The sequence below is a fragment of the Stenotrophomonas sp. S49 genome (assembly GCF_016624905.1).
Taxonomy (GTDB): Bacteria; Pseudomonadota; Gammaproteobacteria; order Xanthomonadales; family Xanthomonadaceae; genus Stenotrophomonas.
Map to the genome: position 1 here is coordinate 1 of NZ_JACVUD010000054.1, position 13,324 is coordinate 13,324.

The following is a 13,324-nucleotide window of genomic DNA, read 5'->3' on the forward strand; positions in this document are numbered from 1 at the left end:
GGCACGGGGGGCAGGGGCGGCGGGCTGTTGCGTGGATCGGACATGGTGATGGTCGGTCCTGCCGGTTACAGCCCCAGCGCCTTGGCCTTCAGCGCGTCGTAGTCGCTCTGCGTGATCAGGCCCAGGTCCAGCATTTCCTTGGCCTTCTTCAGCTTGGCCACCGGGTCTTCCGCCGCCGGTGCGGTGGGCTGCTGCAGGTTGCCGGCACCGAACATGCCCGAGGCCATGCCCACGCCCACCAGCCCGGCCGCGCCGCCGTTCTCGCCGCCCGACTGGATGCCCTGGGCCACGCTGGCCTGCAGGTTGGAATTGCCGCGCGCACCGGACAGCGCATCGGCGCGCTGCACGGTCTTCAGCAGTTCCCGGGTGTTGGCGTCGTACTCGATGGAGACGATGGCCGTCTTGACGATGGCCAGGCCGCGATCGCTCTGCCACTGGTAGGCCTGTTCCACCGCGGCCGACAGGCTCTGCGCAAAGCCGATCGAATCCTGCTGCAGCTTGGTGATGCGGTTGCCTTTGGCGGGGTCGTTGCTGTACAGGCTGAAGGCCGGCGCCAGCGAACCCACCACTTCATTGAACAACTGGGTGGCGGCGGCGTTGTCCATGTCGGTGAAGTCGAACACCTGGCCGGGCTGCAGGTAGCTGGCCGGCACGAAGTTCTTCACGAACAGGATCGGATCGACGATCTTCAGCGTGTACGAGCCACGGGTGACCGCACCGACCTGGGTATTGAGGAAGGCATCGTCCCAGTAGATTTCCGACTGGGTGCCGAAGCGGTTGTCCGGCAGTTCCTTCAGCGAAACAAAGAACGCTGCCTGCTGCGAACCGGGCTGGCCGCCGAACTTGAAGCGTTCCCAGCTCTGCTTGATGAAGGTGCTGACCAGTCCATCGCCGGCGAAGATCGATTGCGAATTCAGATCGTCCGAGCGCCATTCATAGCCACCGGGCTCGGCCACGAAGGCGGTGATGGCACCGTCCTGGAACAGCAACAGGCCGTAGCCTTCGGGAACGACGATCTTCGAGCCGTTGCTGATGATATTGGACGAACCGCTGGTGTTGGAACCGCGCCCGGCATTGGTGCCGCGCGGTACCGCGGCGAACAGCGCCGCCGTGGGCGGCAGGCCCGTCGGTACGGTGTAGAAATCCTTCCATTGGTCGGCCAGAACACCGCCTACCGCACCCTTGACCGCCTGTACCAGACCCATGACCTGCTCCGTGTGGTTGTCTGGGCAGACTATATATCAGCGCGGGCAGGGCGCGTTGGGGGCGGAAACCACCCCCGGCACGGCAGTTACATCATGGCCCGGTTGATCAGGCCCCAGCCGATCAGCACCACCAGCAGGGCCGGCAGGGTCACGAACGAGGCGATCATCCAGCGCAGGGCCTTGCGCGAGGTGACGGCGGCCGGACCCATCTGCCCGGTCGCCTTCAGCGACGAGGTCTTGTTGGCGTAGACGGTGGCCACGATGCCGAATGGCCAGAAGCCGCAGAAGATGCTCAGGATCGCGGCGAACAGGTAATCCTTGGGCGGATTGGCGGGTGCTGCATTCTCCATGAAAACGTTTCCTCCATTTTGGAGGCGCGATTATGGGGCAGCCCATGGGCCTTTGGAACGGCACGTTGCGTTTCTAGCGCACGGATTGAGGCACCCGTCGCAACTTGCTGATGTCATAGCCCATTGCCTGGATGCGGGCGACCGCCTGCTGGTACTGGGCCTCGCTCACCTGCGGGGTGCGGGCCATGTACCAGACGTAGTCGCGCTTGCTGCGGGCGACGATGGTCTGGCCGTAGTCAGTATCCACCCAGGCGATGATGTATTCGGCCTGGATGGGCCAGACGAACTGCATGCCCCAGACCGCGCCGGCGCCCTCCTGTTCCACCCGGCCAATGGGGTGCATGGTCTTCAGTGGCGCCTGGAAGCTGCCCTTGCGATAGGTGAAGGTGGTCTGGATGCGGCCATCCGGGCGCGGTGCGTAGCTTTCCACCGCATCGAAGGCCTCGCGTTCGGGCCAGGACGGAATGTGGGCGATCACGTACCAGTCGCCCATGAAGCGCGGCACATCCACCGACGCCGGGCGCGGCAGGGGGCGGGTGTCCTGGCTGCTGCAGCCGGTGCCGAACAGGGCCACGGCCAGCAGGGAAAACAGCGGCGGCATGCGCATGGTGGGCCTCGGTCAGCGGGGGCGGAACAGGTAGTGGGCAACCAGCCATTGCTGGCCGTCGTCGTAACCGAACAGCTCGGCGCAGGCCATCCAGAACATGCGCCAGCGCTGCCACCACACGCGTGCGGCGGCGTCGCTGCCATAGGTCTGGGCCAGCAGCGGCAGCAGTTGCCCGCGTGCTGCATCCTGGTTGGCCAGCCAATGGTTGGCCGTGCGCTGGTAGTGGGTACCGTCCAGCAGCCAGCGCTGCTGCAGCTGCAGGTCGTGCTGGAAATGCAGCAGGGTATCGGCGGCCGGCATCAGGCCGCCGGTGAAGAAGTGACGCCCCATCCAGTTGTCATCGCCTTCGGTTTCGAACGGGTACATCAGCGTGCGGTGCGCGAAGATGTGCACGAACAGCGCGCCGTCCGGGCGCAGCCAGCCGGCGATGCGCCCCAGCAGCTGCGCGTAGTTGCGCACGTGCTCGAACATTTCCACCGACACGCAGCGGTCGAAGGCGTGCTCGGGCAGCTCCAGCAGATTCACGTCACGGGTGAGCACCTGCACGTTGCGCAGGCCGCGCGCTTCGCACTGGGCCATGATGTGTGCGCGCTGGCTGTGCGAGTTGGACACGGCGGTGATGCGCGCCGTGGGATAGCGCTCGGCCATCCACAACGTCAGCGAGCCCCAGCCGCAACCCAGTTCCAGGATGTCCTGGCCATCGGCCAGGCCGGCGCGCTCGCCATACAGTGCCAGCATCGCATCCTCGGCCTGGTCCAGTGTTTCGTGACCGGTACGGTAATAGCAGCTGCTGTACTTCAGGCGGTGGCCCAGGCACGCCTGGAAGAACGCGGCCGGCACTTCATAGTGCTGGCGGTTGGCCGCATCCACGTGCAGTGCCAGCGGGCTGGTCGACAGTTCCTGCAGGCGCTGCTGGAACCGTTGCGACTGCGCCTGCAGACCGCCGGCCTGTTCTTCGGCCAGCCGTTGCGCGCACATGCGGCGTATGCCCAGGCGCAGCACGGCATCGGGCAGCCAGCCGCGTTCGGCCCAGCCGGTCAGTCCGGTTTCAACCAGGGTGGGTGGGGTGAGCGAAGTGACCGCATTCATGGCGAGGGATCCTTGGGCGAGCGGGGGAACCACGGGAAGAACATCGGGGTGCTGCGCTGGTACTGGCGGTAGTCCTCGCCACGGCTGCGCAGCGCCTGCTTTTCGGTGAAGGGCACGCCGCTGAGGTAGCGCAGGAACACATACATCAGCAGCGGGCCGGACCAGGCCAGCCACCACAGCGGCGAGCCAACCGCCAGCAGCACGTAGGCGAACCAGTGCAGCCATTCGAAGAAATAGTTGGGATGCCGCGAGTAGCGCCAGAGGCCGTCGCGGCAGGTGCGGCCCTTGTTGGCCGGGTTGGCGCGGAAGCGCGCCAGCTGGCGGTCGGCCACGCTTTCACCGCCCACGCTGAGCAGCCAGACCGCGACCGCCGCGACGATCCAGCCGCCCATGTGCGTGCTGGGATTGGCCGCCACGGCTACGAAGGGCAGGGCGAACAGCAGCACCAGCAGCGCCTGCGCCATGAAGAAGCCGAAGATCTTGCCCTGGTGGCCGTGCCAGTGTTCACGCAGGTAGCGGTAGCGACCGTCTTCGTCTTCGTGGCGTACGCGCTGCCACAGGTGCAGGGCCAGCCGCGCACCCCACAGCCCGCCCAGCACCGCCAGTGCGATGCGCGGTGCCTGCGCACCCGCACCCAACCAGGCCAGCAGCAGGGCGGCGGCCGCCACGCCCTTGGCCCACAGCACATCGACCACGCCGATGTTGTTGTGGCGGCGCTGCCAGGCCCAACCCCAGCTCATCACCAGCGCGGCGTACAGCAGCACCCACAGCAGGCCGCTCATGGTCGCGCCCTCTGCAGCAGGGGCCGGCGCAGTGCGCGGACGCCATGGCGGGCCATGCCCACCAGCAACGGCAGCGCCACCGCCCAACCGAGGCCCAGCAAGGCAACGCCGTGCCAACGGGGTTCAGCGAAGGCGACGGCATCAAAACCGCGTGCGGCCGACAGGTAGGCCAGCGGTGCCAGCAGCAGGCCGAACAGGATCGGCAGCAGCCAATGCCGCTGCAGGAAGGCCATCGATGCAGTCAGGGTCATGGCGAAGGCGGCCCACAGCGCGCAGATCCACGGCGGCGGCGCCCAGCCGAAAGGGGCGGCGGCATAGCGCACGCTGCCGGTGGCGGCCACCACGCCGTCCACCAGCCACGCGCAGGCCAGGGCCAGCGCAAGCAGTTTCAGGTCCAGCCGAGGCTGCGGCGACGTCATCAACTGGCTGCCGATATAGATCGTTGCGGCCAGCAGGGCCGGCCACTGCCAGCCGCGCGCGGCACCGGCCACGGCGCACAGCCAGACTGCCTGGTTGCCGAGCAGATTGACCCAGGTGCGGCGCATCTCACACCGCCTGCCCGGCATTGCCGGCGGGGCGGTAGCCTGGGCGTGCCATCAGCAGGTGCGACACGCCGATCGAACGCTCCAGGAAGCCGCCTTCGCAGTAGGCCAGATAGAACTCCCACAGGCGGCAGAAGCGCGCGTCGAAGCCTTGTGCCTGCACGGCGCTGCGCTGGGCCAGGAAGCGCTGCCGCCAGGCACGCAGGGTCAGCGCATAGGAGTGCCCGAAGTCGTGCTGGGCCACCAGCTGCAGGTCGCTGCTGCGGGTCTTGGCGGCCATGATCGCGTTGATGGAAGGAATGAAGCTGCCGGGAAACACGAAGCGCTTGATGTAGTCCACGCTGCGGCGCGCCTGCTGGTAGCGATGGTCTTCGATGGTGATCGCCTGCAGCAGGGCCACGCCATCGGGCTTCAGCAGGCGCTGCAGGGTGGCCAGGTAAGTGTCCAGGTATTCGGCGCCAACGGCTTCGATCATCTCGATCGAGACCAGCTTGTCGAACGGCCCCTGCAGATCGCGGTAGTCCTGGGTGAGCAGGGTGATGCGGTCCTGCAGGCCGGCGTCGCGCACGCGTTGCTGCGCCAACGCGTGCTGTTCGGCGGAAATGGTGGTGGTGGTCACATGGCAGCCGTAGTGCCGTGCGGCATGCAGGGCGAAGCCGCCCCAGCCGGTGCCGATTTCCACCACGCGGTCGCCCGGCTGCAGCTGCAGCTGCTGGCAGATGCGGTCCAGCTTGCGCTGCGATGCGGTTTCCAGCGTTTCCTGTTCGCCGGCGAACAGTGCCGAGGAATACATCAGGTCCGGCGACAGGAACAGGCTGAAGAAGTCGTTGCCCAGATCGTAGTGGGCGGCGATATTGCGCCGGCTGCCAGCGCGGCTGTTGCGGCGCAGGCGGTTCCAGCCGCGCAGCAGCCAGCCGCCCACCCGTGCAGGGCCGCGCTCCATGCCGTCCAGCAGGTCGCGGTTGCGTACCAGCAGCTGCACCAGCGCCACCAGGTCGTCGCAGCGCCAATCACCGTCGATATAGCTCTCGCCCGCGCCCACGCTGCCCTGCGCGGCTACCTTGCGATAGAACGCCGGGTCTTCGATGGTCACCGTGGCGTGCAGCACGCCGCTGGCCTGGCCCAGCCGCTGCTCGCCGAACGCATCGCGCACCAGCAGGCTGCCTTCGCGCAGCGGTGCCAGCTGGTCCAGCAGGCGGCGGCGCAGGAAGGCGTCCAGCGCGCCGGGCGGGGCCAGGGCCACCGAGGGAGTGAGTTCGTTCATCGCGGTTTCTCGGCAAGGGAAGGGTGGTCGTGCACCGGGTTGCGCTTCAGCCACAGGCGCAGGGCCTGCCAATGAATGGCGGCCACCACCTGCACGGTCATCAGCGGGTAGGCGGCCAGCACCCGCGCCAGGCCGGGGCCATCCAGCGGGCGGCGCTGCATGCTCTGGGTGGCATCGAACTGGCGCACACCCTCGCGCCAGACCTGCATGTGCACGCGCAGTTGCTCTCCGGGCAGGCTGAAGCGCCAGTCGTAGTGGCAGTCCATGGCCATGAACGGCGATACATGGAAGGCCTTGTCGAACTGCCAGCGCAGGTCCTGATGGCCATGCAGGGCGCGCGCAACCGGCAGCACGTAGGCGTGGCGCTCCTTCCACGGCGTGTTGGTGATCTCGGCCACGATGCAGTCCAGGGTCTGTCCATCGGCGCGATAGCAGTAGTAGAAGCTGACCGGATTGAACACGTGACCGCCGAAGCGCAAATGGGTAAGCAGACGTACCGGGCCCTGCGGGCGATAGCCCAGCTCGCGGGCCGCATGGTCGCGCACGGCATCGGCAAGCGGCTGGTCCGGATCGCCGAAGTAGTCGCTACGGCGGAACTCGGCCACGTTGCGGCGGTTGACCGACCACAGCCAACGCCCGGCAAACACGCTGTCCAGTTCATCCAGGTCCAGCAGCAGCTGCGCGATCGGGTAACGGAACGCATGCGCGCGCGGCTGGTGACGGCGGTGCAGCACATGGCCGAAATAGAGAGCGCTGCCGCTCATGCCGGCACTTCCACGTCGAAGGTGCTGCTGGCCTGGGCGGTGCGTTCGCGCAGCGCATCCACCACCCGGCGGGCGCTGCGGATGCCGTCTTCGTGGAAGCCCCAGCCCCAGTACGCGCCGGCAAACCAGGTGTGGTGGCGACCCTGCACCTCGCCCCAGCGCTGCTGTGCGCGCACGGCGGCGTGGTCGTGCACCGGGTGCGCGTACTGCAGGCGGCGCAGCACCTTGCCCGGATCGATGGCGTCGCTGCGGTTCAGGGTGACCACCAATGGTGTATCGCCGGGCAGGCCCTGCAGCAGATTCATGCAATAGCTGACCGTGCAGGCCGCACCGGCTGCGCGCGGCACATGGGCGTTCCATGCGGCCCAGGCCTTGCGGTTGCGCGGCAGCAGCGAGGCATCGGTGTGCAGCACCGCCTCATTCGGCTGGTAGCGGATCGCGCCCAGCACCGCGCGTTCCACCGGGTCCACCTGCTGCAGCAGGGCCAGTGCCTGGTCGCTGTGGCAGGCCATGATCACTTCATCAAAGCCTTCCACGCCGGCGGCACTATGGATGCGCACGCCCCACGGCAGGCGCTCCACCGCGTGTACCGGGCATTCCAAACGCTCGCGCACCTGCCAGCGCGCACGCAGGGCATCCACGTAGCGCGCCGAGCCGCCGCGTACCACCCGCCACGGCTGGCGCCCGGTCATCTGCAGCATCTGGTGGTTGGCCATGAACTGCACCAGGTAGCGCGCGGGGAATTCCAGCACCGTGGCCGTTGGCGATGACCACAGCGCCGAGGCCATCGGCAGCAGATGCTCATCGACGAAAGCCTGGCCGTAGCCGTGCTGCCTCAGGTACTGGCCCAGGGTGGGGCCGTGTTCTTCCTGCAGCAGCGCCGGCGCCTGGCGATAGAAGCGGCGCAGGTCGGCCAGCATGCCCCAGAAGCGCGGCGAGACCAGGTTGCGGCGCTGGCAGAACAAGCCATCAAGCGAAGTGGCATTGTATTCCACGCCGCTGCGCTCGCTGTGCATGGAAAAACTCATGGTGGTGGGCTGCGAGGCCACTCCCAGCTCGTTGAACAGCCCGGTGAGCAGGGGGTAATGCTGCTCGTTGAAGACGATGAAGCCGGTATCGACGGCGAGCGGGCGCCCATCCACGGTGACGTCATGGGTATGGGTATGCCCGCCCAGATAATCGTTGGCCTCGAACAGGGTGACTTCGTGTTCGCCGTCCAGCCACCAGGCACTGGCCAACCCTGCAATGCCCGATCCGATGATTGCGATGCGCATGTCAGTGCCCCGCCTTGGCCAGCACCCAGTCGGGTATGGGTTTGAGGCCTTTCACCAGGCCGACCGCCGCCATCGCGCGCAGGCCGTACCAGGTCAGGTCGATTTCCCACCAGCGGAAGCCCTGGCGCACCGTGCCGGGGAAGAAGTGATGGTTGTTGTGCCAGCCCTCGCCAAAGGTGAGCAGGGCCAGCCACAGGTTGTTGCGGCTGTCATCGCGGGTGTCGAAGCGGCGGCTGCCGAAGCGATGGGCCAGCGAATTGATGGTGACCGTGGCGTGGAACAGCACCACGGTGGAGATGAAGAAGCCCCAGACCAGCAGCTGCGGGCCGCTGGTGTGCAGGCCTGGTGCGGTGTGCTGCAGCAGTTCGCCCAGCCCGAACAGGGCCGCCGCCAGCAGCACCGGCACGGCGATATCGAAACGGTCCAGCCAGCGCAGCTCGGGGTAACGGGCCAGATCCGGCACGCGGCTGAGATCGGTGCTGAAGGCTTCGCGGGTCAGGAACCAGCCCATGTGGCTGCGCCAGAAGCCGAATTCCTTAGGTGAATGCGGATCCTGCGGCTGGTCGGCGTGGCGGTGGTGATGGCGGTGGTGCGCGGCCCACCACAGCGGCCCGCGCTGTACGCTGGCGGCGCCGATCACCGCGAACGCGAACTGCACCGGTCGCGAGGTCTGGAAGGTGCGGTGGGAAAAGTAGCGATGGTAGAAACCGGTGATGGCGAACATGCGCACGGCGTACAGCGCGGCCGCCACGGCAACGGCGGTCCACGAAACGCCCACCCAGATCACCCCCAGGCAGGCCACGTGCAGCAGCACGAAGGGCACCGCGCGCAGCCAGTCGATGCGCCCGGCCTGCGCTGCCGGCACCTCGGTCGCAGTGCTGCCGGTGTCGAACCAGCGGCGCAGGGTGCGCAGCAGGCGGGCGCGTCGGCGGGGCAGGGGCGCAGCTGCAGACATGTTCGGTTTCCGGAAGGCGCGTGTGTAGGTGCCTACGTTGCAACAGCGCGATTGGATGCAGTGCATTCGCATCCGTGCGGTAATTCACCTGTTCGTAACACCACACGCCGCAACCAGCGGCGCTTCCTGCTCGCGCTGCCACTGGCTGCGGCTGGCGGGGACGGGGGGATTCCTGAAGGCCACGCGCACCTGCGGGTAGTGCCCCTTGCCGTCGCGCAGGTTGCTGGTGCCGTTGAACTCGAGCAGGCGACGGTCGGCGTTGGCATAGACCAGGCTCAGGCCGGGTGCCACAGCGCCGTACCAGGCATCCAGGCGCACGGCGAAGGACTGTGCCGGCTGGCCCTGCCATTGCAGCGCGCCGCGGTACTGCACCTTCAGCGGGTAGAAACGCTGCCGCCCCGGCACCAGGAAGGACAGGGTGACCGGCTGGCCGCGCAGCAGGGTGTCCCAGTGCTGGCGCACGGCGGCATCGAAGCCGGCATCGATCACCGCGTCTGCCGGAAGCGCGACCCGTGCTTGTACGGGTGCCGCGTCGCCGACTTCCCGCCACTGCACCTGCACGGCCGTTGCGGAAACGTCCAGCGTGGCGGTCTGGCCGCTGCGGCGGTCTTGCAGGGTATAACCGCGTGCGGCGGGGCGGCCGGTGGCAGGCAACTGCTTGCGGGCGAAGGGCTGGCCCGATCCACAGCGGTACTCCACCCAGCGCTGTGCCCCTTCGTCCGGGCCCTGCAGCCAGTGCACCTCGCGGTAGGCCACACGCCCGTCCGTGGTGGTGGCCACCCCTTCGCTGCGCAGCAGGGTGGGTTCGGCATGGGCGCAGACAGGCAACAGCAGCAGGTAGGCACAGGTTCGCATGGGCGGCGTTCTGTCGGGTCTGCCAGTACTACGTGGCGGCGTGGCCAATGGATGCATCGGCCGCTGCATCCAATCGCCGCCTGCCTGCGTAGAGGCACAGGAACCACCTTCACCTGATTGCCGCCCCTGCCCATGTATGTTGAACGCCGCCCGCCCCGCAGCCCTTTCGACGCCGCCCGTCTCGTGTCCAGTGCCCAGCAGCCCAGCAGTGAGCCCACCAATTGGACCGGTGACATGGACGGTGTGGCCCGGCTGCGTGACCGTGCCTGCTTCCTGCGCATCTACGATCATTTCATGCCACGCCTGTGCGTCTACCTGCGTGGCCTGGGGGCAACACCGGCGATCGCCGAGGAGCTGGCACAGGAGGCGTTGCTGCGCCTGTGGCTGCGTGCGGCCGATTTCGATGCCGCGCAGGGCGCGCTGAGCACCTGGCTGTTCCGCATTGCACGCAACCTGCATATCGACCGCGTGCGCCATGAACGTGGTTGGCTGCAGGCGCAGGCCGCGGTGGCCGATGCTGCCAGCTTCGACGTGGTCGAGCGCAGCAGTGCCGAAGAGTACGCCGACCAGGTAAGGCTGCGCCAGCGCATCAATGAACTGCCGGCGGTGCAGGCACGGCTGGTGCGCATGTCCTACTTCGAGGCGCGCAGCCACGGCGAGATCGCTGCTGCGCTGGGCATGCCGCTGGGCACGGTGAAGTCGCACCTGCGCAGGGCATTCCTGCAGTTGCAGTCGAAGGTGGGAGGTGGCCAGTGAGCCCGCGCCACCACCTGCACGAATCGACGTTGATCAGTTATGCGTCCGGTGGCCTGCCGACGCCATTGAGCGTGGTCGCAGCCGCGCACCTGGAACATTGCCCGGCCTGTCGCCAGCGCCTGCGCGATGCCGAGGCGATCGGCGCGGTGCTGCTGGAGCAGACCCAGCCGGCCGTGGACGAGGCGCGGCATGCGCAGCTGCGCATGGCCATGCTGGCGCAGATGGACCAGGCCGATGGTGGACTGGCTGCGCCCTGCGTGGCGGCCCGCGCGGTACCCAGCGAGCGGCCACAGGCGAACCCGGACCACTTGCCGGTGGCCCTGCATCCGTACTTCGGAGCGTCGCTGTCTCAGCTGCGTTGGCGCTGGATCGCGCCGGGGGTGTATTGCATCCGTGCGGCGCAGATGCCGTCGCTGATCATGCTGAAGATCGCCCCGGGCAAGTGCCTGCCCATGCACAGCCATGGCCAGAGTGAGCTGACCCAGATTCTGCGGGGCAGCTACAACGATGCACTGGGTCTGTTCGCGCCGGGTGATGTGGCTGATCTGGATGAGGAGGTCGAGCACCAGCCGGTAACCGCGCCGGGCGTGCCGTGCATCTGCGTGTCGGCGCTGGATGCACCGCTGGTGTTCAGCGGCTGGCTGGCGCGCAGGATCCAGCGTTTTGTGAAACTCTAGCGCGCCGCAGGAGCCGTGCATGAGCGCTGACAACACGCAATCCATGAAGATTCTTCTGGTCGGCAGCGGCGGTCTGGTCGGGCAGGGAGTTGCGCTGGCCTGCGCGGAGTCTGCCGAGGTGGCGCAGGTCACCGCGCTGGTGCGTCGCGAAGGCGCGGCCCCTGCGGGGTTCGAGGAAATGGTGCTGCCCGACTTCCTGCAGGCCGCGCACGCCGATCTGCCGTGGGCGGGATTCGATGCGTGTTTCTACTGCGCAGGTGCGCCGCCACTGGGCACGCCGGAGGCCGAATACCGGCAGGTGACGGTGGACGCCACGTTGGCCGTTGCCCGCGCGTGGACCGCCGCCAATCCGCAGGGCTGCTTCCTGTATGTATCCGGCGCACACGCCAACCCGGCCAGTCGAATCATGCCGCTGCGGGTGAAAGGTGAGATCGAGCAGGCGCTGGCGCGACTGCCGGTACGCACAGTGATGTTGCGGCCCGCAGGCGTGCAACCGGTGGCGGGTACCGGGACCCGGCACACCCTGATGAAGCCGTTCTACTGGGTGGCCGCGCCGTTGATGGGATTGGCCGGAAGCGTGCTGCCGTCGCTGGCGGTCAGCAACCGGGCGATTGGCGAGGCGATGATCGCGCTGGCCGGCATGGCGCAGCCCCCCGGTGTGGTGGAGTGCGCACAGATCCACCGTTTCGCAGGGGCGGAACGGTAGGGGCCGACCTTGGTTGGCCCGCATCGCACCGCTCTGGTAGGGGCCAACCTTGGTTGGTCCGCCTTTCGTGCCGACCGAGGTCGGCGCCTACCAGGGCCTGTGCGCGTGCCGACGAAGGTCGGCACCTACCAACGCTCCCGATCGCGCATTGGCGCCAGGCCACCGCGGGACACTGCGCAGTGTCCTGCTGTCCTGCAGGGTGACACGCGCCTGGCGCGCTGCGTTTCTGTGACTGCCTGCCCACAAGCACAGTCGCAACGCACGGTGCGCGCACGCGATCCGCGCCCCTCGTTGAGCATGGCCCCGCGCCCGACGTGGGCGCGTAACGTCCGGACCTGCTCATGAATGCTCCGTTTCGTTCTTCGTTGCTGCCGCTGGCCCTGACGGCGGCGGTCCTGCTGCTTGCAGCCCCGGTCCAGGCGCAGTCCGACCGCAGTCGCGAAACCGCCAGCACCGGCTGGGCCACCCAGAACGGCGGCACCCGCGGCGGCTCGGCGGCGGCGGCCACCGCGGTCTTCACGGTTTCCACCGCGGCAGCACTGAAGACGGCCCTGAAGGCCAGTGTCGGCAGCGGCGGTCGCATCATCCGCATCAGCGGGGTGATCGACATGAGTGAAGGGCAGCCCTACAGCACCTCGGCCGACATGAAGTCGCGCGCCCGTGTCGAGATTCCCACGCAGACCACGCTGATCGGCGTGGGCAGCAACGCAGAACTGCGCGAGGCCTACCTGATGGTGAAGGCCAACGATGTGATCATCCGCAATTTGACCATCGAAAACCCGTGGGACCCGCAACCGGTGTGGGACCCGGACGATGGCAGTGCAGGAAACTGGAATTCCGAGTTCGACGGTCTGACCGTGGACGGTGCCAGCAATGTCTGGGTCGACCATGTGACCTTCACCGATGGTCGCCGCACGGATGACCAGAACGGAACCGCCAACGGGCGACCCAAGCAGCACCACGATGGCGCCATGGACGTGAAGAATGGCGCTAACTACGTGACCGTGTCCTATTCGGTGTTCCGCCTGCACGACAAGAACAACCTGATCGGCTCCAGTGACAGTGCCAGCAGCAAGGACAGCGGCAAGCTCAAAGTCACCATCCACAACACGCTGTTCGAGAACATCGGCTCGCGCGGGCCGCGTGTGCGCTTCGGTCAGGTGCATCTGTACAACAACTACCACGTGGGCAGCACCAGCCACGCCGTGTATCCCTTCAGCTATGCGCACGGGGTGGGCAAGGAGTCGAAGATCCGCTCGGAATCGAACGTGTTCCAGATCGCCGGTGTCAGTGGCTGCGACAAGATCGCCGGCAGCTACGGCGGCAGCGTCTATCGTGACGACGGCTCGATCCTCAACGGCGCCAGCCTGGTCTGCAGCTGGGACCGCAACGTGGGCTGGACACCGCCGTACAGCTACATTCCGTTGAACGCGACGCAGGTGGCGGCCGACGTGCTGGCCAAGGCCGGCGCCGGCAAGCTGTAGGTCGACACCTGCGC

15 protein-coding genes are annotated in these 13,324 nt (G+C 67.5%); 4 read left to right on the plus strand and 11 right to left on the minus strand.

Annotated features, from left to right (window positions below):
- Positions 1–65: 65 nt before the first annotated feature.
- The 11 genes from IAE58_RS12425 to IAE58_RS12475 form a co-directional block, all read right to left on the minus strand.
- The gene (locus IAE58_RS12425) at positions 66–1,205 is read right to left on the minus strand and encodes an SPFH domain-containing protein (protein WP_199933856.1); all 1,140 of its coding nucleotides are present in this window, start codon (positions 1,203–1,205) and stop codon (positions 66–68) included.
- An 86-nt stretch (positions 1,206–1,291) separates the two neighbouring features.
- Positions 1,292–1,555 carry a CD225/dispanin family protein gene (locus tag IAE58_RS12430; RefSeq protein ID WP_108753195.1) on the minus strand — a complete coding sequence of 88 codons (264 nt, stop codon included), beginning with the start codon at positions 1,553–1,555 and terminating at the stop codon, positions 1,292–1,294.
- A gap of 73 nt (positions 1,556–1,628) precedes the next feature.
- On the minus strand, positions 1,629–2,162 hold the full coding sequence (locus IAE58_RS12435; protein ID WP_199933857.1) for a lipocalin family protein: 534 nt from the start codon (positions 2,160–2,162) through the stop codon (positions 1,629–1,631).
- Between the two features lie 12 nt (positions 2,163–2,174).
- Positions 2,175–3,251: a class I SAM-dependent methyltransferase gene (locus tag IAE58_RS12440; RefSeq protein ID WP_199933858.1), complete on the minus strand. Its 1,077-nt coding sequence runs from the start codon at positions 3,249–3,251 to the stop codon at positions 2,175–2,177.
- Entirely contained in the window at positions 3,248–4,033 is a 786-nt protein-coding gene (locus tag IAE58_RS12445; RefSeq protein WP_199933859.1) for a DUF1295 domain-containing protein, read from the minus strand. Before IAE58_RS12445 ends, IAE58_RS12440 begins: the two co-directional genes overlap by 4 nt.
- Positions 4,030–4,578 (minus strand): DUF2878 domain-containing protein, encoded by a 549-nt coding sequence (locus IAE58_RS12450; RefSeq protein ID WP_199933860.1) that lies wholly within the window; start codon positions 4,576–4,578, stop codon positions 4,030–4,032. The genes IAE58_RS12445 and IAE58_RS12450 overlap by 4 nt, the downstream gene beginning before the upstream one ends.
- Before the next feature lies 1 nt (position 4,579).
- Positions 4,580–5,839, minus strand: a complete 1,260-nt coding sequence (locus IAE58_RS12455; protein WP_199933861.1) for a cyclopropane-fatty-acyl-phospholipid synthase family protein — start codon at positions 5,837–5,839, stop codon at positions 4,580–4,582.
- Positions 5,836–6,603 carry a DUF1365 domain-containing protein gene (locus tag IAE58_RS12460; RefSeq protein WP_199933862.1) on the minus strand — a complete coding sequence of 256 codons (768 nt, stop codon included), beginning with the start codon at positions 6,601–6,603 and terminating at the stop codon, positions 5,836–5,838. The genes IAE58_RS12455 and IAE58_RS12460 overlap by 4 nt, the downstream gene beginning before the upstream one ends.
- Positions 6,600–7,877 carry an FAD-dependent oxidoreductase gene (locus IAE58_RS12465; RefSeq protein WP_199933863.1) on the minus strand — a complete coding sequence of 426 codons (1,278 nt, stop codon included), beginning with the start codon at positions 7,875–7,877 and terminating at the stop codon, positions 6,600–6,602. The genes IAE58_RS12460 and IAE58_RS12465 overlap by 4 nt, the downstream gene beginning before the upstream one ends.
- Position 7,878: 1 nt before the next feature.
- Positions 7,879–8,832 (minus strand): acyl-CoA desaturase, encoded by a 954-nt coding sequence (locus IAE58_RS12470; protein ID WP_199933864.1) that lies wholly within the window; start codon positions 8,830–8,832, stop codon positions 7,879–7,881.
- A gap of 84 nt (positions 8,833–8,916) precedes the next feature.
- The gene (locus IAE58_RS12475) at positions 8,917–9,687 is read right to left on the minus strand and encodes a hypothetical protein (RefSeq protein ID WP_199933865.1); all 771 of its coding nucleotides are present in this window, start codon (positions 9,685–9,687) and stop codon (positions 8,917–8,919) included.
- Positions 9,688–9,819: 132 nt separating this feature from the next.
- Between IAE58_RS12475 and IAE58_RS12480 the strand changes: the two genes are divergently transcribed.
- The 4 genes from IAE58_RS12480 (at position 9,820) to IAE58_RS12495 (ending at position 13,310) form a co-directional block, all read left to right on the plus strand.
- Entirely contained in the window at positions 9,820–10,443 is a 624-nt protein-coding gene (locus tag IAE58_RS12480; protein WP_199933866.1) for a sigma-70 family RNA polymerase sigma factor, read from the plus strand.
- Positions 10,440–11,120: a ChrR family anti-sigma-E factor gene (locus tag IAE58_RS12485; RefSeq protein WP_199933867.1), complete on the plus strand. Its 681-nt coding sequence runs from the start codon at positions 10,440–10,442 to the stop codon at positions 11,118–11,120. The genes IAE58_RS12480 and IAE58_RS12485 overlap by 4 nt, the downstream gene beginning before the upstream one ends.
- A 19-nt stretch (positions 11,121–11,139) precedes the next feature.
- On the plus strand, positions 11,140–11,826 hold the full coding sequence (locus IAE58_RS12490) for an oxidoreductase (RefSeq protein WP_199933868.1): 687 nt from the start codon (positions 11,140–11,142) through the stop codon (positions 11,824–11,826).
- 341 nt (positions 11,827–12,167) lie between these two features.
- Positions 12,168–13,310, plus strand: a complete 1,143-nt coding sequence (locus tag IAE58_RS12495) for a pectate lyase (RefSeq protein ID WP_199933869.1) — start codon at positions 12,168–12,170, stop codon at positions 13,308–13,310.
- Positions 13,311–13,324: the final 14 nt, after the last annotated feature.